The sequence below is a fragment of the Alteromonas sp. 76-1 genome, from assembly GCF_900654235.1.
Lineage (GTDB): Bacteria > Pseudomonadota > Gammaproteobacteria > Enterobacterales > Alteromonadaceae > Alteromonas > Alteromonas naphthalenivorans.
Genome location: NZ_LR136958.1, coordinates 4545027 through 4571631, shown reverse-complemented (window position 1 = coordinate 4571631; position 26605 = coordinate 4545027). Strand labels below are relative to the sequence as shown.

The window sequence follows — 26605 nt, the reverse complement described above, 5'->3', positions numbered from 1 at the left end:
CTTGTTTTATCTATACAAGATTAACTACTTTCTATGCTTTCAAGCTTAGTCATCAAAAGCCCACAAAGTATTAAATCAAAGCAGTGTAAAATGCTCATGCTTCTTTTCACTATGTATCACGCAACACGCTAGCAAAATGTAGTGAGTGAGTACGAGGGAGGAGCCCCCATGGGCGGGTTTACGGCGTGCTCAAAACTCGTACTCGCTTACTACATCATTTAGCTTCTTACGCAGCTAATACATAATCTATCTTAATGGCGGAAGTGGCGCATGCCAGTGAACACCATGGCGATGCCGTGTTCGTCAGCTGCATCAATCACTTCTTGGTCGCGCATTGAGCCACCAGGCTGAATAACGGCTTTGATACCTGCTTCAGCGGCAGCATCAATGCCATCGCGGAATGGGAAAAAAGCGTCAGATGCCATTACAGAACCTGCAACTTCAAGGTTTTCATCAGCGGCTTTAATGCCTGCAATTTTAGCAGAATACACGCGGCTCATTTGACCTGCGCCTACGCCCACTGTCATACCGTCTTTGCAATATACAATGGCGTTAGATTTCACGTATTTGGCTACTTTCCAGCAGAACATCAAATCACGGAGTTCGTCTTCAGAAGGCTTAAGCTTGGTCACTACTTGAAGGTCTTCCATTTCAACCATGCCGAAGTCGCGCTCTTGTACTAATAGCCCGCCATTAACACGTTTGAAGTCGTAACCGTCGGTAAGTTGACCAGCCCAATCGCCACACGCCAATAAGCGTACGTTTTTCTTCGCGCTAACAATGTCTTTTGCTTCGTCACTAACCGTTGGTGCAATAATCACCTCTACGAACTGACGATCTACAATTGCTTGTGCTGTTTTCGCATCTAACTCGCGGTTGAACGCAATAATGCCGCCAAACGCAGAGGTAGGGTCGGTTTTAAACGCGCGGTCGTAGGCCGATAAAATGTCTTCGCCAATAGCTACACCACAAGGGTTAGCGTGCTTAACAATAACGCAAGCTGGCTCTTCGAATTCTTTAACGCATTCTAGGGCAGAGTCGGTGTCGGCAATGTTATTGAACGACAACTCTTTACCTTGAAGCTGAGTAGCAGTAGAAACAGACGCTTCTTGAATATCGTTTTCAACGTAGAACGCAGCGCTTTGATGGCTGTTTTCACCGTAACGCAAATCTTGCTTTTTGCTAACCTGAACGTTGAATGTACGTGGGAATTCGCTGTGCTCATGCCCGCAGTCGTCTTCGCAATCGCTAGTATCAATACGTGCGCCAAAGTAGTTAGCAATCATGCCGTCGTATTCAGCAGTATGCTCAAACGCTTTAATCGCTAGGTCGAAGCGGGTTTTGTAAGTCAGTGAACCTTCGTTTGCTTCCATTTCAGCTAGAACGCGACCGTAGTCGGCAGCTTTAACCACAATGGTTACATCTTTATGATTTTTAGCCGCAGCACGAACCATAGTAGGGCCGCCAATATCGATATTCTCGATAGCGTCTTCTAACGTGCAATCATCGTTAGCAACGGTTGCCGCGAATGGATAAAGGTTTACTACCACCAAATCGATTGGCGCAATATTGTTTTCGTCCATTACCGCTTCATCAATACCACGTCGAGCCAAAATGCCGCCATGAATTTTAGGGTGAAGGGTTTTTACACGGCCAGCCATAATTTCTGGGTGACCTGTGTGGTCAGAGACTTCTGTTACTGGCAAGCCAGCTTCAGCGATGAGTTTAGCAGTACCGCCCGTCGACAGAAGTTCCACCCCAGCGTTATGCAGCGCGGTGGCGAAATCGAGGATACCGGTTTTATCAGAGACACTTAATAGAGCACGTTTAATGGGTTTTGGTGTTTGCATAAAATATAAGCTTCAAAGTTAAGAGTGGTGAAACAAAAAGAGCACCTGTAGGTGCTCTTCGGTGGGCTAGGCCCGGTGATTTTAGTTCATGCCGTACTGCTTCAGCTTTTTGCGAAGCGTGCCACGGTTGATTCCCATCATGATGGCAGCGCGGGTTTGATTGCCGCGGGTGTAAGTCATAACTTCTTCCAGCAGCGGGGCCTCAACTTCGGCCAGTACCATTTCGTACAGATTATCGATGTTGGCGTTGTCCAGTTGCTTCAGGTATTTGTTAACCGCTTGCTTTACTGAGTCACGAAGTGGCTTTTGTGCTTGCGTTTGAGAAGGCGTAGTTACTGTAGTAGTAAAAGGTGAAGTCACGTTTTGATCGAACATAATACTGTCTTGCTCTTAAGTTAGTCATTACTATGCTGCAGGAGAAATCTGTCGGGTTTCTCGATTCTGCAGCGCTTCAAAATAAGCGTTTAGTGCTTCAAGTTGCGCTGACGCATCCTCGATAGCGTTGAACGATTTACGAAATTGACGATCCGTATCGTGTTCCGAGAGATACCAGCCCACATGCTTGCGGGCAATTCTTACACCGGCGACTTCACCGTAGAAGCTTTGTACATTAGCGACGTGCTCGTGCAAAATCTCATACTGTTCAGACAATGGTGGTGGCTTTAGGTTCTCGCCAGTTTCTAGGTAATGCAGGATCTCTTTAAAGATCCAAGGATTACCTTGAGCACCGCGACCTATCATCACACCATCTGCACCGGTACAATTCAGTACCTGTTGTGCTTTTTCAGGAGAGGTAATGTCTCCGTTGGCAATTACGGGTATCGAAATTGCCTCCTTTATACGACGGATTGTGTCGAACTCCGCCTCTCCTTTGTACATACAAGCTCGCGTTCTACCGTGAACAGCCAGTGACTGTATGCCGTTTTGCTCAGCAATGCGGGCTATCTCAACCCCATTGCGGTTATCGGTATTCCAGCCGGTACGAATTTTAAGTGTTACAGGAACATCTACAGCGTTTACCACTGCTTTAATGATTGATTCCACCGTGCTCGGGTACTGAAGCAACGCGGAACCTGCCAGTTTCTTATTCACCTTTTTGGCTGGACAACCCATGTTGATGTCGATGATTTGCGCACCGTTCTCAACATTAAATTGTGCCGCTTGGGCCATAAGCTCTGGATCAGCACCTGCAATCTGTACAGAACGAATACCTTCTTCGCCCTCATGATTCATTCGTGCTTGTGATTTTGCGGTATTCCATACCTTTGGATTGCTTGAAAGCATTTCCGACACCACAAGCCCCGCACCCATACGTTTACATAGTTGACGAAATGGACGGTCAGTCACGCCAGCCATTGGAGCCAGCATCAAATTGTTATCTAACGTATAGGAGCCAATTCGCATATTTCGCCATCTAGAACTGCACAGAATTTATACACCCGGCTAAAACGGGGCGCTAAGTGTACGTGTTTTCGCAATACTTGAAAAGGCTAAAAATCACACAAAATTTCACTCTATGGGCTTGACAGTGAAAAAAAACTGTAACATTAACCATCTATCACTGTTTTGTAGGGTGAATTTTGTGCAATTCTCTTAAAGGCCGCGAATTGAAAGGCATTGCAAGACAAAAAATTTACATTTACGCGAACTTTTTACCAGACACTCGCGCCCATTCTCCATCAATCGCGCTCTCATCAAGGTTGAAATCGCGGGTGTAGGCAGCTTCAATTTTGGTTACTTGTTCAGCAAGAATGCCGGAAAGGACAAGTAAGCCCGACGGTTTACAGTAAGATGAAATAACATCTTGAAGCTCTAGAAGTGGGCCAGATAATATATTCGCCATCACTACATCGGCCTCTAGCGTGGGTTGGTCAGCAGGCAGGTAAACATCAAGCCTGTCTTCAACGCCGTTACGGCGTGCATTTTCTTGTGTGGCTTGAAGCGCTTGTGGGTCGATATCAATGGCGACTACCCGCTTAGCACCTAATTTAAGTGCCGCTAGGGCTAAAATACCTGAACCACAACCAAAATCCACAACCACTTTATTAGTAACATCTATACCGTCTAACCAACGTAAGCACAGGGCAGTTGTAGGGTGAGTACCCGTTCCAAAGGCAAGGCCTGGGTCTAGCATCACGTTAACAGCATTAGGGTCGGGCACATCACGCCAGCTAGGGCAAATCCATAAGCGGGTACCAAATTGCATAGGGTGGAAGTTATCCATCCACTCACGTTCCCAGTCTTTGTCTTCTAGTGGCTCTAGTTTGTATTTAAAATCTGAACCTAGAATGCGCGCTTTGCCTAATCGTTTAATGATGGCTTTCATGTCATCGGTGGCTTCAAATAGGCCAACGACTTGCGTGTCTGGCCACAGCATAATTTCGCCGGGTTTCGGCTCGTACATAGGCGTATCTTTCGCATCTACGTAGGTTACAGCTTGCGAACCATTGGCGCTAAGCATATCACCAATTGATTCAGCATATTCTGAGGAGGTATTTATTCGTAACTGTAGCCAGGCCATATTTAAACATGTTCAAAGGGTTTGGCCATATTGTACCGCTTGGCTAGTTAAAGCGAAATCATAATGCTGATAGTAATCGCTGGATTAACCGTTAGTTTTGACGTTTCATACAATATTTTCACGTAAAAGCGTCTTTTTTCATCAAACTTAAGTCTAAGTCGCATGGGTTTTAGTTATTGTTTTTAATGAGTTTTTTAAATCATTAAGTCTTTTGGCGAATGGTTATTTATTGGCAAGTGTTTATAGTTAATACGTGTTCCATTACCACTTCGTCTTATGCACTATATTGTTGTACTTTTTTTTATTTTGTTCTGTTCTCATGCCGCATTTGCAAAGCAAATTGAGGTGGTAGTAGGCTGGACAAAACCTCCCTATGTTATTTCAGAAGAAGATTCAGGCTTTGAGTTAGAACTCGTACGGGCAATATTGCTGGAAATGGGGCATGACATGTCGCCGATTTACGTTCCTTTTGGGCGCACCGCCAGTATGCTCAAAAAAGGTGGCATGGATATGGGGTTAACCTTAAATCCAGGTCATGAAATTGACCCCGCTATGCTGACTGATGCATACGTTTATTATCAAAATGTTGCTGTAAGTCGTACTGACAGAAACTTTGAAATTAATGAAATACAAGACTTAGTCGGGCATAGCGTGATTGCTTTTCAAACGGCCATATCGGTATTGGGTGAAGAGTTTAAAAATACGCTAGCCCATCAAAAAAACTATATGGAGCTAGCTCAACAAGACAGGCAGGTTAGTTTGCTGCTGCTTGGCAGTGTGGATGTGGCTGTGCTGGATAGAAATATTTTTCAATACGTTAAGCATCAGTTGCCTGTCGAAAAGCAACACAACACAACAATACACGAGTTGTTTCCTGTTTCCTCCTACAGTGCGGCTATTCCTGATGATCAACTAAGACGTCAGTTTAATAAAGTATTGGCGCAATTTATAAAAGACGGGCGATATCAATCTTTGCTTGATGAATTTGGTCTATTTAATTTTATCGAAGCACTCCCCTCGGAACCTGCTCAAAATCCAAATTAAGCTAAATTGAATACGTGCTTCTCGCCGCTTCCTTGTTGCAACCCTCAAGCTACTGCCCCTAAATCATGGTTCCAAGGCCCGAATTTTTTTGACATAGATTCATGGGTCGCGTTTAGCGAATAAAATGAAGGTTTGAACCCAGTTAGTAACATATTGCGTAGTAATCGTTTCTATGCGCTACTAAGATAATCATATCTAAACTACCGATATATTAGAAACTTGGGGATGAACCACATGAGGGTTACGCTTTTTTACGCCGCCGTTTTATTATTTTGCACCGCGTGTGCACCATCACAGATGACCACAAAAAATGCATCTATTGAGCGTTCAGACGAAGGCGCAGTTTCAGTAGCTGTTGAGTCTTGGTTAGATAAATCTGCATTAGAACAATCGCAGGCTATAGCAGCAGGTGAGTTGTCATCCGAGGCGTTAGTAAAAGGCTATCTCGCTAGAATCGAAAAGCTTGATGGTGATGTAAATAGTATTTTGGCACTTAACCCCAATGCTGTTGAAGAAGCCAGAGCTGCTGATTTAGCACGTAAAAATAGAATGCGTAAAGGGCCGCTGTTTGGTATTCCCGTGCTACTGAAAGACAATATTGAAACCAGTGAGCTACCTACTACCGCAGGCGCGATGGCACTTGTTAATAATGATACAAAGCGAGATGCCCCTATAGTTGCTCGACTAAAAGCTGCGGGCGCCATTGTGTTAGGTAAAACTAATTTATCCGAATGGGCTAACTTTCGATCTGAATCTTCTATTAGCGGGTGGAGCGCCGTAGGTGGGTTAACCCGAAACCCTCATATGCTATCTCGTAGTGCTTGTGGTTCTTCGTCAGGTTCTGGTGCTGCTATGGCATTGCGTTTAGCGTCGTTAGCTGTGGGCACTGAAACCAATGGTTCCATTATTTGCCCTTCTTCAATGAACGGTATAGTCGGGTTTAAACCCACAGTTGGGTTATTATCGCGTACGCACATTGTCCCTATCTCATATACCCAAGATACCGCAGGCCCTATGACCGCAAACGTTAACGATGCATGGTTAATGGCATCAATCATGGCAGGTGTAGATACACAAGACAGCGCTACGAAAGACGCTAGCAAGCATATGATTAGTGCGCCGCAGCAAAGTATGTTAGCGACCGATTTGAAAGGCGTGCGCGTAGGCGTTGTGCGGTATCGTCAAGGGGATAACCCTCATGTGCTTTCTACTTATGAAAAAGCCCTAAGTAGTTTAACTGCCGCAGGCGCTGAACTGGTGGAAATTAGCGATTTCAAGCAACCTGAAAGTTTTTGGTCAGACTCTTATCAAGTGTTGCTTAGCGAGTTTCATTACACATTAAACGAATACTTAGAAGACAGTCCAGCGGACATTCCCGTGCGCAGTTTGTCTGAGCTTATTACTTATAATCAAGCAAGCTCTCGAGAACTCGCGCTATTTAATCAAGATATATTCGAAAAAGCAGTAAATACAGATGACATTAATAGCCCGGAATACGCTTCGGCTCTAGCACTGGTAAGAGAAACAGCGAGAGACAATGGAATTGATGCCCTAATGGCACAACATAAAGTTGACGTACTTGTGGCACCATCCAATAGTCCGGCTTTTCTGATTGATGGCGTTTATGGCGATCATTCCCCAATGGGCTTTATAGGTATTGGGTATTTAGCGGCCATAGCAGGTTATCCGCACCTTACTGTGCCAGCGGGTGAAGTGAAAAATCTCCCGGTAGGAATTAGCTTTATTGGCAAGCAATGGGACGATGAGAAAGTGCTTCGCATTGGCAGCATATTTCAAGCAAAGCATGGGGCTTATATTAAGCCTGGTTTATTACCAAGCCGATTACATAACCCCGCACTGTTAGACGCTGTGAAAGGGCTGTAACTCGTTTTAACGTCTTATCTTAAGCGCATAAAAAAGCCCCAGCACGCATGAGCGACACTGGGGCTTTTTTGATAATTCGAGTTACTAGCCTGGGCGTTTAACCCATGCACTACACCAACCATTGGCGTTAACCAATTTGTTAGGGAAGATGGCACAAGGGCGGTGTTGTTCGCCGTCGGCACCTTGGATATACATGCAGTTGTTACATTTAGCACCGTCTACAGTAGACGCTGCAGTGTAGTTTAATGCTTTCGCGCTAGGATCATCTGCTTGCAATTGTTCTTGCGCATTAGCACGTAACGCAACGCTTCCTAACGTTAGGCCTATCAAAGATGTACCTGATAATTTCAGAAAGTCACGACGGTTTACAGACTTCATAATTCTCTCCAATTGAGATAATAACGATAATGATTCTTTTTTACTCAGCGCCTAAAACGCAAAAACCTGCCGCAAGGCAGGTTTTGAATGTTAATAATTATACTATAACCCGTGGCGTTTGGATCTAACACAAAGCAATAAAGATTTGTTGATCTAGATTAACGAGTTTCACCTGAACAACGCCTGAACGGCTAGCAAAATCAATATCCTATAGCACTAACGCAATATTACTTTGTGTGCCAGTGACACAACATGAATTATTTTTTAGTTATTGTCGCCTGTGTTAAAGGCACGTTGGGTTTAGCGTAAGCATATTGAGCTATCTTTTGCGTACTATGATAAGTGTCCAGCCCCGAAACACACGAGGTTTGTAGCGATTCAAGATCTATATAACCATCTTCGGCAATAGCACTATTTGCAATGTCATCTCCTGCAGTGCTGCTGGCCGCAATAAAGACCTCTTGAATCTTACCTATAATCATTTCGGTCTGATTACACAACGTAAAATGCTGTTCTACTTTTAACCCCATTTTCACTGCGCTTTCTTTTACATAAGGCGCGCTGAACGTGTTGCTAAACCAAGGCGTTAGTCCAACCTCCTCAAACTCACTCACCCCATTATCGTATCGCGCAGACGTTTGATGTGCTTTATCAGTCCAACTGGTATGAACATGATTTAGCGTGAATACACCTTGCTGCTTAATATTAGACAAAGAATCTCGCTGCACAGTGTGCGGACGCATAATAATACCCAGCAATGGTGGGTTAGCCCCCACATGAACCACAGAACTGATAATAGCTAAGTTGTTAATTCGGCCATCGGTGGTGCCAAGTAGTGAGGAAGATTTAAAGCCAGATAAACTATTGATAAAGTTGGCGCGATATCGTTGTGGCAGTGCATCAATATCCTGCAATGAAAAATGGGTATCGCTATCAGGCATTTTCCTGCTCCGCAATAATATTTAAGTCTTCGCCTTGCTGATAGACACTAAGTTCAATGGGTTGGCAACATACTTGGCAATCAAGTACCTGCACCTGACCAACATCATTAACCTCGTCAATTTCTACATCATTGGCTGCCATGCAATATGGGCAAGAGAATTCCATCGATCTCGTTAAGCTCATGATTTCCTCGTATGTGAATTACGTTGTGATAGTTATTACGAGTAAAGTAGAAAACTGGATTGACTGCCATTTAGGCAATGTGACTTTACCAGCAACTACGCAAGCGTCTGTGCAAATACCTAAGCCATTACCTAAGCAAACCGTCACGCAAAAGCCCATGCCCCTTACATTAAATAAAAAGGGAAAAGGTTGAATAATAGGGCTGTATAAATATACACTAATTGGGTATGCAATAGTTTGGTTTTATAATGCGAAAAGATTTGCCACCACGATATTACTTAGCCCACTTTTTTGAGTTCTTAGCGTTCTTTAAAGGGGCGAATGCTGCGTTGTTAAGTGATGACGCTCATGGTTTTATAGAAAGCTTTAACCAGCTAGATGCTGATAAGCAATGCATCATTGTGCGGGCGGCTAATCGTAAATATGCGGTAATTGACAGGTCGCAGTTTTCTTATGCAGAAATAGGGAACCCTCAGCAGCACATTGATGAACTGATTGAAGCTAAGTGGTTTGGCGATTTGCACCATGCTTCGCTGCAAGATATTGCAGGCGTACTGACTAAAGACGCTATTTTAAGGCTGTTAAGTGAATATGGTGCCACCCAAGGTTTGGCATCATTAACCAAGCCCGTGCTTGTATCGCGCTTAGAAGCCTGCATTAATCAGCATGGGTGGCCTGAAGGGCTAAATGAGCACACCTACTTAGTGTGTTTGTTTGATGCACCGCTAAAATTCCTACTATTCCTTTATTTTGGCAATACCAAAGGTAGGCTAAATCAATTTTCTATGCGCGACTTAGGCGTTATGCGTACACGCGGCGATTCAGTATCAGATATTACCCGTTTCGACAGTAAAGCAGATGCTGAAGCAGCTTGGTTTTATGCCAGCCAATTAGAAAAGCTTCCTTTCCTCTCTTCAGCGCAAGCTAATACATTAGCCAAAGAAACCTTCCCCAACAGCGATGGCGTATCAGCCATGTTTTATCGCGATCAGTTTCTTTATGCATTAGCGTTAAAATTATTAGACGAGCACCGAGAGCAGGCCCTTCTTTTGCTATACCAAGCCCAAAGCGATAAAGCGAAAGAGAAATGGATAAGAGAAAGCTATAAAGACGGCAACATTGATAGTGTTAAAGAAGTACTAGAACACATTATCGACTCACCACCTTCCGATACGCTGCTGGCCTTTGCTGAAGATTTTTACGCTAGGAAATACCACAAAAAGCGCACCAGTGCGGTGACGGATATGTTAAGAAATGCAAGCCGTACTATTGATATTGATGTTAGCCAAAATCAACAGGTAGAGCGTGGCGTGTTAGCTCATTATAAACGCTTAGGTATTGCCGGTTGGCGCACCGAGAATCGGTTATGGCGTAGCTTGTTTGGGCTAACCTTTTGGGCACAGCTATATGAAGAAGATACGCTGGTCACTGAGTTTGATAGACGGCCTCTATCGCTTAAGCAAAACAACTTCTACGCGCGTTTTGGCAGCAGTATTGAAGCCTTATTTGAAAGGTTAAATAGCAAAGATAAGTTTCGCCACCACGTGCATAAAATGGCGACCGCCCACTATGGCAAGGTGAATAGCTTATTCATGTGGAGCAGCCATTTGCTTGAACCTATCGATGCCCTAATCAAGCACGGCGAGCTTAGCGCCATTGTTAACCTGCTTCGAATGATGAGCGAAGATTTTGCCTCTTTAAGCGACGGCTTCCCTGACATCATGATCTTTGATGAAAAGTTACGCTTTGAAGAAGTGAAAGCGCCAGGCGATCAGTTAAGACGCAATCAGTTAGTGTCTATTCAGAGGTTGCAACGTGCAGGGTTTGAGGTTGCCGTTACTACGGTAAATTGGCATCGCGACCCTAATCAGCCGTATGTTGTGGTTGATATTGAAACCACTGGGGGCAACAACAGCTACAACCGGATCACTGAAATTGGCATGGTGAAAATTATTGCGGGTGAGGTGGTCGATACCTATCAAACTCTAATTAACCCCCAGCGACGAATTCCGGCTACCATCACACGTCTTACTGGTATTTCTGATGATATGGTGGCTGATGCTCCATTATTTGTTGAGGTGGCTGAACGTATTGCTAGCTTCACCGACGAGGCGGTATTTGTGGCCCATAACGTTAACTTCGATTATGGCTTCATTAAACAGGAATTTGCACGATTAGAACTTCCTTTTAAACGCCCTAAGCTTTGTACGGTGAGAGAAATGCGCAAGGTGAATCCTGGGTTACCCTCATATTCATTGGCTAACCTCACTCGGCATTTCGACATTAAAATGGAGCAGCATCACCGTGCGCTCTCTGATGCAAAAGCGGCCGCTGCACTACTTGATATCATTCTAACGATGTCGGCTGAAACAATTAAATAAATGTAAGGTTAGGTAAGGCTAGAGAAGGTGAACATTTTTTCTAAATTGGCGTAATAGTAGTGTTAAATAACAAGAGCCAGAACTATGCGAGACACCGAAGAGCAACTTACACAAGAGCAGTACACAGAAGAGCGTCACTTTGAAAAAGGCCGTATTTCAAAAGAGCATTCTTCAAAAGAGCATCTCTCAAAAGAGCCCTCGTCAAAAGATTATCCATCAGAGCTCTATCCCTTAGAGCGCCATACTGAAGGGCATCTCACTGAGGTTGAACAATCTCGCGTCATTGAAATGGCGTGGGAAGATAGAACTCCTTTTGAGGCAATCGAAGACTTGTATGGCTTACCTGAGAAAGAGGTTATTAAACTGATGCGCCAGAATTTAAAGCACAAAACTTTCAAAAATTGGCGTGCAAGGGTGTCAGGGCGTAAAACCAAACACAAAACGTTACGCCCAGCAGGCGTAGAAAGAGGGTACTGCCCGTCTCAATATAAACCTCAGAGTGCGAATAAGTAACCTTCTATTGTGCTGGCTATTCTGTAGGTTTCAATGGCTTCACGGTAGTGACAGGCAGTAGCAGCATCATAAGTTGCTGGCGCCAAGGCGTGGGGAATAACTGGGTAGTGCTGTCATCTGCAGGCGTAGCTTGTGAAATTTGTTGTTTATAGGCTTTATAGTAAGGGCAGCTTTCTTTAAGGCTTTCAATGCGACTTAACACCGAGTCGATAAAAATAGCAGGGCTACGTTGGGTGTTCTGCTTTAAATCTAATACTAGTTCACGTAACACATAGGCTTCCCACTCAGAGCGGTATTCTCGTTCTAGCTTGCTGGGCTCGCGAGAAAGCTCAGCAATTTGTTGGCGTAACTCCACGTCGTTTTCAGGCTTATCGTAAAGCACGCGCAAGGCAAGCAATACGTCGATAGACAGGCGTGAAACAGGGAGTTGAGATTTTAGTTCGTCGTAACGTTTGGGCACCTTGTAAACCTTTTTACCTTAGCGGTAAATATTGAAAAACTTTGATTTCTTAGCGTTTGAGTTAGTAAACACTACCATACTTTACTCAGTATTTTTAGTAAATGGCAGCACGCACAAGCAGTTGTAATCATTAAATAAACGTAACCATTTAACGCTGAACTTTTGCATAGGAAGCTAGCGTATTAACAAGTGCACTGTCAAAGTGCGTACGCGTTCTTGCTGTTTGGCCCATCATTTTGATGGGCCTTTTTTATTGCTCAAATGACACCTTTATACCTGCCAGCAACCGACTAACGCTATCTACCACATCGGCACGTATAAACCACTCTGTGTCATCAATAAGAGTAATATCACCGCTTATTTCAGCTGAAGCGCCATGACCCGTTCCTAGAAAGTCTTCTGTTAGCTCAGCCCTAGGACCGAAGCCTTCGCTTACATAAGAATAGTGAGAAAAGTAGGATAAGGGATAATTTCCCATGCTCGTTTTTCCGCTCAAGCCAATAACAAACTTTGAACTTGAAGATGAAAGTTGCTGAATAGTTTCAACGAACAACGTTTGGGATGGGGAATATAGCCAGCGATATTCCCCTCGAAGAAAGTTACTGTCAGTCATACGCTCGATACTCACTTCGTAGCTATGGGTCTGCCCCATTTTTGCTGAGTATTCTAATTCAACATAGTTGAGCTGGTGGAAGCTATCAAACGCGCTGTTGGCGTTGGTATCGTCAAGTTCGCCAATAACCAGTTCTATTTCACTGTCCTCTTGCAAGGAATAAACACTGCGCACGCCTTTAATCCAGCCATCTTTAGACAGCCCTGACGAAGAAACTCGACCTTTGTAGGTGGGTATGATCCCCGCCTCCATTTTTCCATCCGAAAATTCATAGCGTAAATATAAACGTCTAGCGTAAAGGTAATCTGACGTATCACTGCCAAAGGTATTATGGCTTGATGCAAAAGACTCTCCGGTAACCACAAAGCTATTTAATGACCACGCATCGTCAGAGGACAGGGAAACAGAAGGGTAATATCGCACTCTATACTGATTTCTATGATCTCGGTCTGAGCGTTCGTCAAATCGAAATTGCATATCAAGCTTCTGTGAAAAGCTTAAGCGCTCGGCAAAGGCATTGGTGCATACAGAAAATAAGAGAACAACAAATACAGCTGCGTTATCAGCCCTTTTCATTTCAGTCGAGTCCAATTCATCAATCAGTTAATTAATCTTAACTAACTTATACGAAAAAAAGTGCGAGTAGGGTAACTATTTTTGATAGAAAAAACTGAAAAAAAAGCCGGTGAAAGACACCGGCTAAAAACTGGAGGTGGACTCCAATGAGGGTAAACACATAAAACACAACTAAAGTTTCAATAGCAGGGAGGGCTAGGAAACTGAGTTAAGTATATGCCCGCATTCCTCATTTGAAAAACCTTAAAACTTGATTGTCCTAATCGTAAAAACAGAATGAACTATATGAGCTAGTAATTGCTTAAGCATGGGCAGTAGAGCGCATAGCAAAACGGTACCGGTAGGCGCGAGTAACTTAAGTCGTTTGGGAATATGTCTTTAGAAAAAGAAGGGGTGTAACAGAAGTAAAAAAAAGGAGATAAAAACAGTGCCGTGGAAAACACGGCACTGAATTTTGATGCTGTTAGGCTATGCCTAGTTTCTTCTCAAGGTAGTGAATGTTTGTTCCACCAGCAAAGAAGTTTTCGTCAGCCATAATAGCGCGCTGTAAAGGAATGTTAGTTTTAATTCCCTCGATAACTAGCTCATCTAATGCATGGCGCATTCTGGCAATGGCTTCGTCACGACTTTCACCAAAGGTAATCAACTTACCAATCATGGAGTCGTAGAAAGGCGGCACCGTATAGCCAGCATAAATATGAGATTCCCAACGAATACCTAAACCGCCTGGCGAATGGAAAATATCAATCGTACCTGGGCTTGGGATAAAGGTTTTCGGATCTTCTGCGTTAATTCGACATTCAATAGCATGGCCACGAATTTGAATTTGCGATTGGTCGATAGACAGAGGCTGACCGGCTGCAATACGTAGTTGTTCTTTAATTAGGTCAACGCCGGTAATCATTTCAGATACTGGGTGTTCAACTTGAATACGGGTATTCATTTCAATGAAATAGAACTCGCCGTTTTCGTATAAGAACTCGAACGTACCTGCGCCGCGATAACCAATTTCGACACAAGCACGACGACAACGATCGCCAATCTTGTTACGCATTTGCTCAGAAATACCAGGTGCTGGTGCTTCTTCTACCACTTTTTGGTGGCGACGCTGCATAGAACAGTCACGCTCACCTAAGTGAATAGCATTGCCTTGACCATCGGCTAAAATCTGGATTTCTACGTGACGTGGATTTTCTAAGAATTTCTCCATGTACACAGTAGCGTTGCCAAATGCCGCGCCCGCTTCAGCTTGCGTGGTTTCAATAGCACTAATGAGTTCTGCTTCACTGCGAACCACACGCATACCACGACCGCCGCCGCCGCCTGCTGCTTTAACAATAATTGGGTAACCAATGCGTTTAGCAATGGTTTTATTCTTATCATTGTCGCCAGTAAGTGGGCCATCTGAACCAGGTACACATGGAACGCCAGCTTTCTTCATAGCACTAATTGCTGACACTTTATCGCCCATTAGGTTAATGGTGTCTGCCGTTGGGCCAATGAAGATAAAGCCACTCTTCTCAACTGCTTCAGCAAAGTCGGCGTTTTCTGCTAAAAAGCCGTACCCTGGGTGAATAGCAATAGAATTTGTGACTTCTGCCGCCGCTATAATGCGAGGAATATTCAAGTAGCTTTCGGTTGCTGAGGCTTTACCGATACAAATCGACTCGTCTGCCAGCAACACGTGCTTTAAGTTTTTGTCTGCCGTGGAGTGTACCGCAACGGTTTTGATGCCAAGTTCTTTACAGGCACGCAAAATACGAAGGGCAATTTCACCACGGTTTGCAATGAGTACTTTATCTAGCATAGTACGAAGCCTGCTTATTCAATGATGAACATGGGTTGATCAAACTCTACTGGGTCTTGGTTATCTACCAGTATTGCTTTAACCACACCAGATTTGTCTGATTCAATTTGGTTCATCATCTTCATTGCTTCAATAATACAAAGTGTGTCGCCAGCATTTACGGTTTGACCTACTTCAGCAAATGGTTTTGCTGTTGGTGAAGATGCGCGATAGAAGGTTCCTACCATTGGTGATTTAACCACATGGCCTTCTGGCGCTGCAGGTGCCGCTGCTTGCGCAGGTTCAGCCGCCGCAACAGGTGCTGGAGCCGGAGCTGGTGCCGCATGAGCCGGTGCAGCAAAGCTATAGTTCATTGGCGCTTGAACGCCAGTTGGCCCGCGATGAATTCGAACAGACTCTTCGCCTTCAGTGATCTCAAGTTCGGCAATGCCAGACTCTTCCACTAATTCGATGAGCTTTTTGATTTTTCTAATATCCATGTTCAGTCTCTACGTTAATTTTTTGATTGCGGTAAATTGATGGCGGCGGTCAGGGCTAGTGAATAACCAATGGCACCAAGGCCAACAATGACGCCTGCCGCAACATCTGAGAAATATGAGTGATGTCGGAATGATTCACGGGCATGAACATTCGACAGGTGTACTTCAATAAACGGGATATTGACACTCAATAGGGCGTCGCGAAGTGCAACGCTGGTATGAGTGAAAGCAGCGGGATTAATAATGATTGCGTCGATATTGCCCATAGACTGATGAATACGGTCGATAAGCTCATATTCTGCGTTCGACTGAAAATGGGTAAGGGTGGCATCAGACGATTTTGCCTGCGCGCTCAGATCATCAACGATGTCCTGCAACGTTTGTGTGCCATACTTATCGGGTTCACGTTGTCCTAACATATTCAGGTTAGGGCCGTTCAGTAACAAAATATTCATTAAAGTTGCTGCTATCTTCGGGAAAAAGTCGGTGTATTTGCTATTTCAGCAAAATTTCATGACAGTTGCACGAAAAAAAGGCAATTAATCCGGTCGTTTATTCATTTAGACGTTGATTATAGAGGTAGTGAAAGATTTCGCAGCAAAATACTGGTCTAATCAGGTGTTTTCGACGCAAAGTTCTCTTTCCAGTCTGTGCTTAATCACAGGTGTGTGGCGGTGCATAAGAGAGTGCTTATATGCTGCTTATGTGATGCTAATGTGACTAGTAAAGTTCATTTGGGTTCATTTTTTTAACGTAAATGGCACCGACATGTACTTTCCTTCGTACTTGGCTGTGTACACGGCGAAGTGCAAATGGGGCAGTGATGAAAACCCTGTATTACCAGAATAACCAATGAGCTCTCCGGCTTTTACGGTTTGCTCTCGCGTTACCACCACACCTTTGTATTTCAAATGATAATACTCGCCCGTAGTGCCATCATCGTGCAAGATGGCGACAAAATTCGCGTGCTTAGCAAACCGTTTAGAAGCGCCGCCTAATTGGCCATCATCTTTCGTATCTATTACCACACCATCGCGAGCCGCTAGCACGGGTGTGCCAACGGGGGCAGCAAAATCTAAAGCATAGCGAGAGGCACCTGTATGGCTATAGCCCCCGCCAAAGCCTTGCACTATGGGGTAACTACTTGCGGGGCGTAGCGGCGGCAAATAAGTCACCTTGTCATTATGCACTGCGTTCAGCTTTCCTGAAGTCCAGCTTACTTTCATAGAGTGCCAAAACCGTCGAGGGCTTTTTATTACTCCCATTAAAACGGGAGTGTCATCGTCTAAAAATACGCTGGATGTTGACCTGGGCGTAAGCCCACTGGGTGATAAAGTAGACGTAAGCCCACTTGCCGAAAGAGTAAGCACAAGGGGCAGTGGCACCTTTCGCTGAGCATAGACTTCATACTTCCCATTCGTGGGCGGTGAAATGCTGATACAAAATCGATTGGCATCGTAGCAACTGGGCGCTTGGGTGGACGGGTTTTGATTCATGACCTCTTGCGCCAATAGCGTTTTAAATGGCACACACAGGGCAAATACAAAAAATAGTGTGAGAGGTAACTGAGACACCCGGGACATAGCTCACCCTTGAATTACGGTGAAGTGTAGTCACTCACCCGTCATAACGTTAAAACGTATTCTCAACGTGTTCAGCAAAGGCTGGCGCTTTCATAAACCCGGTTACCCGAGACTGCGTTAGCTCATTACCGCTTTCATCGAAAAATAAAATGGTCGGCAGCCCAAGAATAGAAAACGCTTCTTGAAAGGCTGTGTTGGTGGCGGAGGTATCGGTTAAATCTATCTGCATCCACACGGTATTATTAAGCGCATTAATTACATTAGGATCAGGGAATGTGTATTTTTCAAACTCTTTACAGGCCACGCACCAATCGGCGTACAAGTCCACCATCACCGTTTTGCCTTGTGAATTAGCTGCCGCAATTTGTTGGCGTAAATCATCTAAGTTCTCAACAACAATAAACGTTGGGTGAGCAGGCTGACTGCGCACAATGGCCGTGTCTTCAGACGAGGTCAGGGTGTTATAGGCTAGCAGTGCACTGGCGAACAAGCCTGCCGCAATAACTAAGGTTCGCACGTATTTCGCAATGCCCTTTTTACTCGCTTCATTGACCACAAAATAATAGCCGAATGCCGCTAAACCTAAGGCTGCCCAAAGTAAGTTAATGTAATCGTTAGGCCATGCTTTTGGCCATAAACGTTCTACAAAAACAATGGCCACCGACAGCATCATAAATCCAAACGATACTTTCACCACGTTCATCCACTGACCCGCTTTAGGTAGCAATTTAGAACCGGTGACGCCAAATATTATAAGGGGAACGCCCATGCCTATGCTCAGCACATATAGGGAAACAAAACCAAGGGTTAAGTCGCCGCTTTGTGCAATAAACAATAAAATGCCAGTTAACGGAGCCGTAGTACACGGTGAGGCGATTAGCCCCGACAACGCACCCATGGCGAATACCCCCGCCATGCTGCCAGGCGTTTGGTTGTTACTTAAATTGGTTAAGCGGGTTTGCCATTTCGCAGGAAGTTGAAGCTCGTATCGGCCAAACATGGCTAACGCCAGTAAAACAAAAATACCAATAAAAATGCCTAGAATGAGCGGATGTTGAAGTGCAGCCTGAAACTGCATACCCGCCGACGCCACAATTAAGCCTAATATAGAATAGGTAATGGCCATGCCTTGTACGTAGATAAATGTAAGCCAAAATGCGTTGCTGGCTTTTGCCTGTTTACCTTGGCCAATTACAATACCCGACACAATGGGGTACATAGGGAACACGCAGGGGGTAAAAGCAAGGCCTATGCCTAATGCAAAGAATAGCACCAAGGTAAGGGCTAGGTTTTCTTTGTTAATGAGCTTATCGGCCAGAGAATATTGAGACGCTTGCGAGCTGCTCGGGTTCATTTGCGAGAGACTCTGTTCATCTGTCGACATGGGATCAGCGCTGCTACTCGTGACGCTGGCGTTAGCGTTGCTGGCAAGGGCATTCAAATAGACGGTTTTAATATTCGGTGCGTAACAAAGGCCCGCATCGGCGCAGCCTTGGTAGCGAATTTTTACAATACCGTCGTTGGTGGCTTGAGTAATAGGAACCGTTATCGTGACTTCATCATAAAATACTTCCGATTCGCCAAAGTATTCATCTTCAATGATCACGCCTTTGGGATAATGAGGTTCCCCAATGGCGGCTTGCTTAGCCACTAACTTGAATTGCTTTTTATAAAGGTAATAGCCATCGGCAATGGTAAAGGAAAGGCTTAAGGTGTTGTCTGCCTGATTGAAATCGAATACAAAGGCTTGGTCTACTTTTAGGAATTCTTCTTGGTTGCTGAAAACATCGTCGAACCCACCCAAGCTCTGATTTGAAGGCGGAGCGGAGGTTTGAGGCGAAGTTTGTGCCGTGTTTTGTGTATTAGTGTGTGCATTAGTTTGCGAATAGCCAGGCAGCGCAAGCGAAGCTAAAAATAGACAACATGCGACAAAAGAAAACAAACGGGTGATGTACTTCATATAACGACTTTCTTTATCCTAAAGCTATTGGCCTATAAAAAAGTAAGACCGAGGTGCATACGCTATTCTTTCACAAACCCAGTTTAACACAGCTACCGTCGGTCGCTTGAGTTTGCCATTTAACCCAAAGCGTTGCACCTTCGCTTGTTATTATGGTCTTTACCCCAATACTATTCTATGACTAGATGAAAGAGGAAATGTTGTGCGGTTTTTATTTATATTGTTTGCCATATTACCCATAGTAGAAATTGCCCTATTAGTTCAAGTGGGCGGCATAATTGGTGGCTGGAATACTATTGGGCTAGTGATATTAACGGCATTCATTGGTGCTTATTTTGTTAAGCGCGAAGGTATAGCAACATTACAAACCGCACAGGCCAAAATGCAGCGCAACGAACTGCCAGGTAAAGAGATGGTGGAAGGCCTAATGCTGGTAGTCGCAGGTATTTTATTGGTTACCCCAGGCCTAATCACTGACGTTCTTGGCTTTATGTTTGCCTTGCCAGGTTCTCGCCACCTTATTGCTTCGCAGCTAAGTAAACATATGAAACTGCGGGTAGTGACTCAAGCGGGCGGCTTTAATCAACAAGCGGGCGGCTTTAATCAACAAGCTGGCGGTGCCCAGTATAACCCGTTTGAAAATCCATTTAATCAGCAACAGTCTGGTCAACCGGGTAGCTCAGATAATGGCGACGTGTTTGAAGGTGAATTTTCAGACAAAACCCAAAATGACCCAGACAAACGCCTTAAGTAATGTGTGCTTTTGGCCTTAAGTGCAAGCTTTGAGCATTAAAATCAATTTTTTTACATTTTTTTGCTCAAAAACCCTTGAACTTGCATGGCTACTCCCCCATTTATCCTCGCAGACACGATTTTAACTGCTCGGTAACGAGCAACCCAAGCATACGACATACAAATAATTGTGTGTCGACAATCATTAACTTGAATAGTGAAATTTTCAGGAGACTTGAAAATGGCAATTCGTCCTTTACACGACCGCGTAATCCTTAAACGCGCAGAGCAAGAAAGCAAATCTGCAGGCGGTATCGTTCTGACTGGTTCAGCAGCAGAAAAATCTACACGTGGCGAGATTATCGCTGTAGGTAACGGCCGCATCCTAGAAAATGGCGATGTTAAAGCGCTAGACGTTAAAGTTGGCGACACCGTTATTTTTAGCGAAGGCTACGGCGTTAAAACTGAAAAGCTGGATGGTGAAGAAGTTCTGATCCTAAGCGAAAGCGACATTCTTGCGATTGTTGAGTAATTACAACTAACGTTAAACGAATTAAGAGAGGAATTTAATCATGGCAGCTAAAGAAGTACGTTTTGGTAACGACGCTCGTACAAAAATGCTTAAAGGCGTAAACACGCTAGCAAACGCAGTGAAAGTTACACTAGGTCCTAAAGGCCGTAACGTAGTACTAGATAAGTCTTTCGGCGCTCCTACCATCACTAAAGATGGTGTATCTGTAGCCAAAGAAATCGAACTTGAAGACAAGTTTGAGAACATGGGCGCGCAGATGGTTAAAGAAGTTGCGTCTAAAGCGAATGACGAAGCGGGTGACGGTACAACTACTGCAACTGTTTTAGCACAAGCTATTATCACTGAAGGTCACAAGTCTGTTGCTGCAGGCATGAACCCAATGGATCTTAAGCGTGGTATCGACAAAGCAGTTATTGCTGCGGTTGAAGAGCTTAAAGCCCTATCTACTGATTGTGCTGACAGCAAGTCAATTGCTCAGGTTGGTACTATCTCTGCAAACTCTGATGCAGAAGTTGGCGACATCATTGCTCAAGCAATGGAAAAAGTAGGTAAAGAAGGCGTAATTACTGTTGAAGAAGGTCAAGCACTTCAAAACGAACTTGACGTTGTTGAAGGTATGCAGTTCGACCGCGGTTACCTATCTCCTTACTTCATCAACAACCAAGAGAACGGCACTGTTGAACTAGACAGCCCTTTCATCCTATTGGTTGATAAGAAAATTTCTAACATCCGTGAGTTGCTTCCTACCCTTGAAGGCGTAGCAAAAGCAGGTAAGCCACTGATGATTATTGCTGAAGATGTTGAAGGCGAAGCCCTAGCTACACTAGTAGTCAACAACATGCGCGGTATTGTTAAAGTTGCTGCTGTTAAAGCACCTGGCTTTGGTGACCGTCGTAAAGCAATGCTTCAAGACATCGCTATGCTTACTGGTGGTACGGTTATCTCTGAAGAGATTGGTCTAGACCTTGAAAAAGTAGAGCTAGAAGACCTTGGTACTGCTAAGCGCGTTGTTATCAACAAAGACAATACTACTATTGTTGATGGTAACGGCGACGAAGAAGCGATTGAAGGCCGTTGTGCTCAAATTAAAGGTCAAATTGAAGACTCTTCTTCAGACTACGACAAAGAAAAGCTTCAAGAGCGTTTAGCTAAGCTTTCTGGCGGTGTTGCAGTAATTAAAGTTGGTGCAGCTACCGAAGTAGAAATGAAAGAGAAGAAAGACCGCGTTGAAGATGCACTTCATGCAACTCGCGCCGCGGTTGAAGAAGGTGTAGTACCTGGTGGTGGTGTTGCGCTAGTTCGTGCAGCAGCTAAGCTTGCTAGCCTAACTGGCGAAAACGAAGACCAAACTGTAGGTATTAAGCTTGCACTACGTGCAATGGAAGCGCCTTTACGTCAAATCGCTAGCAACGCCGGTGCAGAAGCATCTGTGGTAGTTAACGAAGTGAAAAATGGCGACGGAAACTACGGTTATAATGCGGGCAACGACACGTATGGCGACATGCTAGAGATGGGTATTCTTGACCCAACTAAAGTAACACGCTCTGCACTACAGTTCGCAGCATCAATCGCTTCACTTATGATTACAACTGAAGCCATGATTGCAGATATACCTCAAGACGAAGCAGCGCCTGCAATGCCTGATATGGGCGGCATGGGCGGAATGGGCGGCATGATGTAAGCCACCCAAGCTTAATTGCTTGAAGGGTGCTTGTTTAAGCACCTAGATATAAAAGAAACCCTCCATTTCGGAGGGTTTCTTGTTTATACGCAAAATAAAGCGAGTTAATTACTTACTACCCCGCCCACCTGCTCTATTGACCCACTACGTCTTGTCTTGCTGATCTCTAGCATGTACTTCCACCGCAGATGTTGGTCTTTGTTTGCATGCACTACGTATCTAAAATCGAAGATAGGCTTATAACAAAATTTTTAAAACTTACTGTACGTTTGCTTAAGCACGATTACCTGCTATAAATTCAATAGTATAACTCTGAAAAATAATCGTTCGCCGCTAGCGTACATACATGTAACAGTGACTTGCTTGCAGCGAGCACATATTAAAAGAGCAACCTGAACAATGGATGTGAAGAACAGTGGCATAAGGAAGGCGTTACCTGTTTTAACGTTTACATTTTTTGTATTTGCGGTAATTCTCGTCTGGTGTTTTTTTACCCTAAATCACAGTAATTTCTTTCATCAATTAAATGTTAGGCACTTCAAATACACGTCTGAATTAAGCGAGCAAATTTCTGCGCCCGCAGAACTTTTTTCAGAAGTGCACCCTGTGAAATTAGATGATATTCGTCAAACCATTCTCAACATTCGTGAGCAGCCTTTAGATTGTTTGTCGATGATTGGTAATACAGAGCGTTTTATCATGAAAATTATTGGCACAGAGTCGGTTATTGATATTTGTACTCGCGACGTTCAAAGTGCTAATAGTTCATTGGCTGCGCTGGCCGATTATGAAGCGGGTAATGTTAGTCGAAAAACATTACAAGACCAGATTGTAAAATCGCTTAGGGACTTTAGAACAAACTCTTCTGACTTTGAGATGCCCGTCGAGAAAACGGTAAATTTCGTGGCTAACATTACCCTCTCTATTATTATTTTATCATCAATAGTGGTTTTGTTATTTGCTGCATTTATTTCTCGGGCTGTGTCATCGGGGCTTACCAGCAGGGAAGAGGCGATGAAAGCCTTAGCTGAAAGCGAGAAACGAAATAAACAAATGGCGCATACCGACGCGTTAACAGGCTTGCCGAACAGAAACTTGCTTGAACATACTGTAGACAAAGCCATTAATATGTCGGAGCGCAGTAATTTGCCCTTCGCGGTGATGTTTATCGATCTGGACCGTTTTAAAGACATTAACGATAGCTTAGGTCACGCGTTAGGCGACACACTTTTAGTCACTATGGCGCAGCGAATTTCTGATGCAATTCGCGCTACCGATGTGGTGGTTCGTTTTGGTGGTGATGAATTTGTGGCGGTAACTGACTGTTTTGAATCAATTGAAACCATTGATTTCATTGCCCATAGAATATTAGAAACTATCAGTAAACCTGTGCGGCTTGGCAATAACGACTACTATATCACTGCGAGTATAGGTGTAGCCTGCTACCCACAAAACGGCGCCAATTCCTCCTTGTTGCTAAAGCACGCCGATACGGCAATGTACCAAGCTAAAGAGGCGGGCAAGAATCAGTATCAAGCATTCGATAAATTATCGGCCATTAAACAAAACCGCAAACTAAAACTGGTAAGTCAGCTTCATCATGCTATTGCTAACAATGAGTTTAGCTTAGTTTATCAACCCATTGTTAGGCTTGAGGATGGCGTGACAGTTGGGAGTGAAGCGCTATTAAGATGGACTAACCCAGATAACGAAGCCATAGGTCCTGATGAGTTTATTCCTATTGCCGAGCATTCGGGGCAAATTATTGATATAGGAAATTGGGTATTACAACAAGCCTGTGAGCAATGCAAAGCGTGGCATGATGCAGGCGCTACGCATCATGCTATGGCAATTAATGTGTCATCACATCAGCTTAAAGATCAGCATTTTGCGCAAAGGCTCGCAGATATATTGGCTAGCTTATCGTTGCCCGCAGAGTGTATACATATTGAGGTAACCGAGAATATTGCCATTATGGAAGAGCAAGCCTGCGTTGCATCGCTGTACAGGTTATCTGAGTTGGGTGTTCAACTGTTACTCGATGACTTTGGTACGGGGTATTCGTGCCTAAGCTACCTTAAGAATTTACCTTTTGATGTATTAAAAATAGACAAGAGCTTTATGCCTGCAAATAACACTATTGCTAGCACCATTATCGCCATGGGACACGAACTGGATATGGAGGTGGTAGCTGAAGGCATTGAAACTGATATGTGTTACGCAATGCTAAAGAAGCTAAACTGCCAATATGGGCAGGGATATTTATTCCAAAGGCCAGTGCCAGCTAGTGAGTTCGATATCTACAAGCAATACAAATGCAGTGTTCCTGAGCTAGCTTAATAGCGCAAACGGTATGTGCTTTTAGTCAGTTGGCTTAGCGTATTGCTATTAAGCCAACTCACTTGTCACCTAAGCAGGAACACAATTAGCTGGCGTGCTCTCAATCAATCAATCAATCAATCAATCAATTAATCAATCAAATCTAATGTCATCACAACACGCGGTTGGTTGCTTGATACCGGCGGTGAACGATGCACTATTCCAGCGTTCTCATTACCTTGCCACAACTCTCCCTTTAGAATTGCGACATCACCCGTTTCCAAGGTTTGTATATCTTGTGCTGTACGATATAAACCCGAATGGTCATCGGTTAATGCGCCGCTTTTATGCCCTAGCATTGTGCGGTCGGTGTTATCGTGTTCTAGCCACTGGCTGCCCGGCCCAACAAAGGTGGTCACTAAGCGGCAAGGTACTCTATCAACATGAAAGCGAGGGCACATGGCTTTGTCTAATGTTGATAACCTAAAACCAATGGTATTAGCCTCAAACAAGCAGATAAACATGTCGACGAGCTCTGCTATATAGGCATGTAATTGGGGCGCAAAAGGTTGGCCGTCGGCTAAGGTGCGAATATAGGCCTCGGCTGAATCTGAACTTAACTGCCTTGCGGCTGTGAGCTTGCCGCCGCCTTTTACGAAGGTAGCTAACGAGGTTAAAAAGGTATCGTCTAAGTGGCGTTGCCAAATCGCAATATTACACTCATCGTTATATATATCAGTAAGCACAATAGGCTCTAACGACGTACTCGACTTTTTGAGGCGCTTATCAGTAGTCGGGGGGCTTTCGGTTAAGGGGTTAGCAGCTAGCGCTTGTGCCATTATAAACCCTCCCAACGAGGAAATGGATCGGGGAGAGTTCGCCAATAATCCACCCCCTTTATAAGGCTTTCATCGTCGAGTAAGCAAGTATCTAAGGTTTTGGTAATTGTGGCTTCATCAAGGTTTTGCCCAATAAAGACTAACTCTTGGCGCATGTCGCCGAAAGGTTCCATCCATTGCTTTTCTATTGAGGCTAAATATTCTTCATCTTCAGGCCACTCTGACTTTGGCAGAGCTTTCCAAAACATACCACCATAACCATAATGAGCAATACCACCTGCTTGGCTCCATTGTCCCGCACACTCAGGTCGCGAGGCTAACCAAAAGTAACCTTTAGAGCGCAGTAACTTTCCGTAGTTTTCGGTGGTATGCAAAAAGTTATAAAACTTTTGCGGGTGGAAAGGACGGCGTGCATGATAGCTAAAACTGCTAATGCCATACTCTTCAGTTTCTGGCGTGTGCTCACCTCGCATTTCTTTAAGCCAGCCTGGGGCAAGCTGGGCTTTCTCGAAATTGAATAGTTGTGTGCCAAGTACCTCATCAATATCGATATTGCCTTTATTTATAGGAATAATTTTTGCCGATGTATTTAAGCTTTTTAAAATAGCGGTTAAATTAGCAACATGTTCCTCGTCTACCAAATCAGTTTTACTGATTAGGATAACATCGGCAAATTCAACTTGATCAACAAGCAAATCAGCGACACTGCGCTCGTCTTCTTCACCAAGGGATTCACCGGTTTCTTGTAAATACTTGGCTTCTTCGTAGTCTTTACTGAAGTTGACCGCATCAACCACTGTCACCATGGTATCTAAACTAGCAGTATCTGATAGCGACACACCGTCTTCATCGGCAAAGGTGAAGGTTTCTGCCACGGGAAGGGGTTCTGATATACCGGTAGACTCAATAAGCAAGTAGTCAAAACTGCCGTCTGCCGCTAGGCGGTTAACCTCTAGAAGCAAGTCTTCGCGCAACGTGCAGCAAATGCAGCCGTTGCTCATTTCAACCAGCTTTTCTTCGCTGTGGTTCAGTGAAACATCGTTTTTAACGATGGAAGCATCTATATTCACTTCGCTCATGTCATTAACAATAACGGCTACACGTTTGCCTTCGCGGTTGTTAAGAATGTGACTGAGCACTGTTGTTTTTCCTGCACCCAAAAAACCAGACAGTACAGTAACGGGGAGCTTGGCATTGTTCATAAGAGTTCACCCATAAATAGCAAGGTTAATAATGTTATAATATAACATATCATAGTCGAGTGGTTTGAGAATAGTGAATTTGTGGTCTAATTAATAAAAGTGCCGCGCAACGAGGAAGCAGAAAGA

Annotated in this window: 24 protein-coding genes; 8 read left to right on the top strand and 16 right to left on the bottom strand. The window is 44.2% G+C overall.

Annotation, left to right across the window (positions count from 1 at the left end):
* Window positions 1-251 precede the first annotated feature (251 nt).
* The 4 genes from purH to prmA all read right to left on the bottom strand — a co-directional run bounded on the left by purH (window position 252) and on the right by prmA (window position 4371).
* On the bottom strand, window positions 252-1850 hold the full coding sequence (gene purH / locus ALT761_RS19405) for a bifunctional phosphoribosylaminoimidazolecarboxamide formyltransferase/IMP cyclohydrolase (protein WP_129740420.1): 1599 nt from the start codon (window positions 1848-1850) through the stop codon (window positions 252-254).
* Window positions 1851-1931: 81 nt separating this feature from the next.
* Window positions 1932-2225 (bottom strand): DNA-binding transcriptional regulator Fis, encoded by a 294-nt coding sequence (gene fis, locus ALT761_RS19400; RefSeq protein ID WP_012520109.1) that lies wholly within the window; start codon window positions 2223-2225, stop codon window positions 1932-1934.
* Between the two features lie 30 nt (window positions 2226-2255).
* Window positions 2256-3254, bottom strand: coding sequence for a tRNA dihydrouridine synthase DusB (dusB, locus tag ALT761_RS19395; protein WP_013786628.1), 999 nt, complete (start codon window positions 3252-3254; stop codon window positions 2256-2258).
* A gap of 235 nt (window positions 3255-3489) precedes the next feature.
* The gene (gene prmA, locus ALT761_RS19390; protein WP_129740419.1) at window positions 3490-4371 is read right to left on the bottom strand and encodes a 50S ribosomal protein L11 methyltransferase; all 882 of its coding nucleotides are present in this window, start codon (window positions 4369-4371) and stop codon (window positions 3490-3492) included.
* Window positions 4372-4647: 276 nt separating this feature from the next.
* Here prmA and ALT761_RS19385 point away from each other — a divergent pair, with 276 nt between their 5' ends.
* Both ALT761_RS19385 and ALT761_RS19380 read left to right on the top strand, forming a co-directional pair.
* Window positions 4648-5415, top strand: coding sequence for a substrate-binding periplasmic protein (locus tag ALT761_RS19385; RefSeq protein WP_129740418.1), 768 nt, complete (start codon window positions 4648-4650; stop codon window positions 5413-5415).
* 297 nt (window positions 5416-5712) lie between these two features.
* Complete coding sequence (locus ALT761_RS19380) at window positions 5713-7299, top strand: amidase (RefSeq protein WP_232043502.1); 1587 nt, start codon at window positions 5713-5715, stop codon at window positions 7297-7299.
* Window positions 7300-7383: 84 nt separating this feature from the next.
* Here the strand turns inward: ALT761_RS19380 and ALT761_RS19375 are convergent, their stop codons facing one another.
* The 3 genes from ALT761_RS19375 to ALT761_RS19365 form a co-directional block, all read right to left on the bottom strand.
* Window positions 7384-7677 carry a high-potential iron-sulfur protein gene (locus ALT761_RS19375; protein WP_013786614.1) on the bottom strand — a complete coding sequence of 98 codons (294 nt, stop codon included), beginning with the start codon at window positions 7675-7677 and terminating at the stop codon, window positions 7384-7386.
* A gap of 257 nt (window positions 7678-7934) precedes the next feature.
* Window positions 7935-8618 (bottom strand): flavin reductase family protein, encoded by a 684-nt coding sequence (locus tag ALT761_RS19370; protein ID WP_129740416.1) that lies wholly within the window; start codon window positions 8616-8618, stop codon window positions 7935-7937.
* A complete protein-coding gene (locus ALT761_RS19365) occupies window positions 8611-8802 on the bottom strand; it encodes a CPXCG motif-containing cysteine-rich protein (RefSeq protein ID WP_129740415.1) in 192 nt (63 codons plus the stop codon). The genes ALT761_RS19370 and ALT761_RS19365 overlap by 8 nt, the downstream gene beginning before the upstream one ends.
* Before the next feature lie 248 nt (window positions 8803-9050).
* Here ALT761_RS19365 and ALT761_RS19360 point away from each other — a divergent pair, with 248 nt between their 5' ends.
* Together ALT761_RS19360 and ALT761_RS20845 are read left to right on the top strand one after the other, a co-directional pair.
* Complete coding sequence (locus tag ALT761_RS19360; protein WP_129740414.1) at window positions 9051-11183, top strand: exonuclease domain-containing protein; 2133 nt, start codon at window positions 9051-9053, stop codon at window positions 11181-11183.
* Between the two features lie 282 nt (window positions 11184-11465).
* Window positions 11466-11696 (top strand): TIGR03643 family protein, encoded by a 231-nt coding sequence (locus tag ALT761_RS20845; RefSeq protein ID WP_256771113.1) that lies wholly within the window; start codon window positions 11466-11468, stop codon window positions 11694-11696.
* Window positions 11697-11712: 16 nt separating this feature from the next.
* Here the strand turns inward: ALT761_RS20845 and ALT761_RS19350 are convergent, their stop codons facing one another.
* From ALT761_RS19350 to ALT761_RS19320, 7 genes are all read right to left on the bottom strand, one after another.
* Window positions 11713-12156 carry a hypothetical protein gene (locus ALT761_RS19350; protein ID WP_129740412.1) on the bottom strand — a complete coding sequence of 148 codons (444 nt, stop codon included), beginning with the start codon at window positions 12154-12156 and terminating at the stop codon, window positions 11713-11715.
* 250 nt (window positions 12157-12406) lie between these two features.
* Window positions 12407-13345 (bottom strand): hypothetical protein, encoded by a 939-nt coding sequence (locus ALT761_RS19345; protein WP_129740411.1) that lies wholly within the window; start codon window positions 13343-13345, stop codon window positions 12407-12409.
* 463 nt (window positions 13346-13808) lie between these two features.
* The gene (gene accC / locus ALT761_RS19340; protein ID WP_129740410.1) at window positions 13809-15152 is read right to left on the bottom strand and encodes an acetyl-CoA carboxylase biotin carboxylase subunit; all 1344 of its coding nucleotides are present in this window, start codon (window positions 15150-15152) and stop codon (window positions 13809-13811) included.
* A gap of 14 nt (window positions 15153-15166) precedes the next feature.
* Window positions 15167-15631 carry an acetyl-CoA carboxylase biotin carboxyl carrier protein gene (gene accB / locus ALT761_RS19335; protein ID WP_013786606.1) on the bottom strand — a complete coding sequence of 155 codons (465 nt, stop codon included), beginning with the start codon at window positions 15629-15631 and terminating at the stop codon, window positions 15167-15169.
* Between the two features lie 14 nt (window positions 15632-15645).
* Window positions 15646-16086, bottom strand: coding sequence for a type II 3-dehydroquinate dehydratase (gene aroQ / locus ALT761_RS19330; RefSeq protein ID WP_129740409.1), 441 nt, complete (start codon window positions 16084-16086; stop codon window positions 15646-15648).
* Window positions 16087-16371: 285 nt separating this feature from the next.
* Window positions 16372-17214, bottom strand: a complete 843-nt coding sequence (locus ALT761_RS19325) for a M23 family metallopeptidase (protein WP_129740408.1) — start codon at window positions 17212-17214, stop codon at window positions 16372-16374.
* Window positions 17215-17263: 49 nt separating this feature from the next.
* Window positions 17264-19174 (bottom strand): protein-disulfide reductase DsbD, encoded by a 1911-nt coding sequence (locus ALT761_RS19320; protein WP_129740407.1) that lies wholly within the window; start codon window positions 19172-19174, stop codon window positions 17264-17266.
* Between the two features lie 202 nt (window positions 19175-19376).
* Between ALT761_RS19320 and ALT761_RS19315 the strand changes: the two genes are divergently transcribed.
* The 4 genes from ALT761_RS19315 (at window position 19377) to ALT761_RS19300 (ending at window position 24459) form a co-directional block, all read left to right on the top strand.
* A complete protein-coding gene (locus ALT761_RS19315; protein WP_129740406.1) occupies window positions 19377-19928 on the top strand; it encodes an FxsA family protein in 552 nt (183 codons plus the stop codon).
* Between the two features lie 219 nt (window positions 19929-20147).
* Window positions 20148-20438 (top strand): co-chaperone GroES, encoded by a 291-nt coding sequence (locus ALT761_RS19310; RefSeq protein WP_013786601.1) that lies wholly within the window; start codon window positions 20148-20150, stop codon window positions 20436-20438.
* Window positions 20439-20478: 40 nt separating this feature from the next.
* A complete protein-coding gene (groL, locus tag ALT761_RS19305) occupies window positions 20479-22119 on the top strand; it encodes a chaperonin GroEL (RefSeq protein ID WP_129740405.1) in 1641 nt (546 codons plus the stop codon).
* Window positions 22120-22725: 606 nt separating this feature from the next.
* Window positions 22726-24459 carry a putative bifunctional diguanylate cyclase/phosphodiesterase gene (locus ALT761_RS19300; RefSeq protein ID WP_172602922.1) on the top strand — a complete coding sequence of 578 codons (1734 nt, stop codon included), beginning with the start codon at window positions 22726-22728 and terminating at the stop codon, window positions 24457-24459.
* A gap of 128 nt (window positions 24460-24587) precedes the next feature.
* Here the strand turns inward: ALT761_RS19300 and ALT761_RS19295 are convergent, their stop codons facing one another.
* Together ALT761_RS19295 and zigA are read right to left on the bottom strand one after the other, a co-directional pair.
* Window positions 24588-25277 carry a DUF1826 domain-containing protein gene (locus tag ALT761_RS19295; RefSeq protein ID WP_129740403.1) on the bottom strand — a complete coding sequence of 230 codons (690 nt, stop codon included), beginning with the start codon at window positions 25275-25277 and terminating at the stop codon, window positions 24588-24590.
* A complete protein-coding gene (gene zigA, locus ALT761_RS19290; RefSeq protein ID WP_129740402.1) occupies window positions 25277-26479 on the bottom strand; it encodes a zinc metallochaperone GTPase ZigA in 1203 nt (400 codons plus the stop codon). The genes ALT761_RS19295 and zigA overlap by 1 nt, the downstream gene beginning before the upstream one ends.
* Window positions 26480-26605 lie beyond the last annotated feature (126 nt).

Bases quoted from the DNA above. Each gene is read 5' to 3' on its own strand.
- ALT761_RS19320 (WP_129740407.1), bottom strand. From the start codon at position 19,174: ATGAAGTACATCACCCGTTTGTTTTCTTTTGTCGCATGTTGTCTATTT.
- ALT761_RS19360 (WP_129740414.1), top strand. From the start codon at position 9,051: ATGCGAAAAGATTTGCCACCACGATATTACTTAGCCCACTTTTTTGAG.
- aroQ (WP_129740409.1), bottom strand. From the start codon at position 16,086: ATGAATATTTTGTTACTGAACGGCCCTAACCTGAATATGTTAGGACAA.
- prmA (WP_129740419.1), bottom strand. From the start codon at position 4,371: ATGGCCTGGCTACAGTTACGAATAAATACCTCCTCAGAATATGCTGAA.
- zigA (WP_129740402.1), bottom strand. From the start codon at position 26,479: ATGAACAATGCCAAGCTCCCCGTTACTGTACTGTCTGGTTTTTTGGGT.
- fis (WP_012520109.1), bottom strand. From the start codon at position 2,225: ATGTTCGATCAAAACGTGACTTCACCTTTTACTACTACAGTAACTACG.
- ALT761_RS19310 (WP_013786601.1), top strand. From the start codon at position 20,148: ATGGCAATTCGTCCTTTACACGACCGCGTAATCCTTAAACGCGCAGAG.
- ALT761_RS19345 (WP_129740411.1), bottom strand. From the start codon at position 13,345: ATGAAAAGGGCTGATAACGCAGCTGTATTTGTTGTTCTCTTATTTTCT.
- accB (WP_013786606.1), bottom strand. From the start codon at position 15,631: ATGGATATTAGAAAAATCAAAAAGCTCATCGAATTAGTGGAAGAGTCT.
- ALT761_RS19295 (WP_129740403.1), bottom strand. From the start codon at position 25,277: ATGGCACAAGCGCTAGCTGCTAACCCCTTAACCGAAAGCCCCCCGACT.
- purH (WP_129740420.1), bottom strand. From the start codon at position 1,850: ATGCAAACACCAAAACCCATTAAACGTGCTCTATTAAGTGTCTCTGAT.
- ALT761_RS19380 (WP_232043502.1), top strand. From the start codon at position 5,713: ATGACCACAAAAAATGCATCTATTGAGCGTTCAGACGAAGGCGCAGTT.
- ALT761_RS19370 (WP_129740416.1), bottom strand. From the start codon at position 8,618: ATGCCTGATAGCGATACCCATTTTTCATTGCAGGATATTGATGCACTG.
- ALT761_RS19385 (WP_129740418.1), top strand. From the start codon at position 4,648: ATGCACTATATTGTTGTACTTTTTTTTATTTTGTTCTGTTCTCATGCC.
- ALT761_RS19375 (WP_013786614.1), bottom strand. From the start codon at position 7,677: ATGAAGTCTGTAAACCGTCGTGACTTTCTGAAATTATCAGGTACATCT.
- groL (WP_129740405.1), top strand. From the start codon at position 20,479: ATGGCAGCTAAAGAAGTACGTTTTGGTAACGACGCTCGTACAAAAATG.
- ALT761_RS19365 (WP_129740415.1), bottom strand. From the start codon at position 8,802: ATGAGCTTAACGAGATCGATGGAATTCTCTTGCCCATATTGCATGGCA.
- accC (WP_129740410.1), bottom strand. From the start codon at position 15,152: ATGCTAGATAAAGTACTCATTGCAAACCGTGGTGAAATTGCCCTTCGT.
- dusB (WP_013786628.1), bottom strand. From the start codon at position 3,254: ATGCGAATTGGCTCCTATACGTTAGATAACAATTTGATGCTGGCTCCA.
- ALT761_RS19325 (WP_129740408.1), bottom strand. From the start codon at position 17,214: ATGTCCCGGGTGTCTCAGTTACCTCTCACACTATTTTTTGTATTTGCC.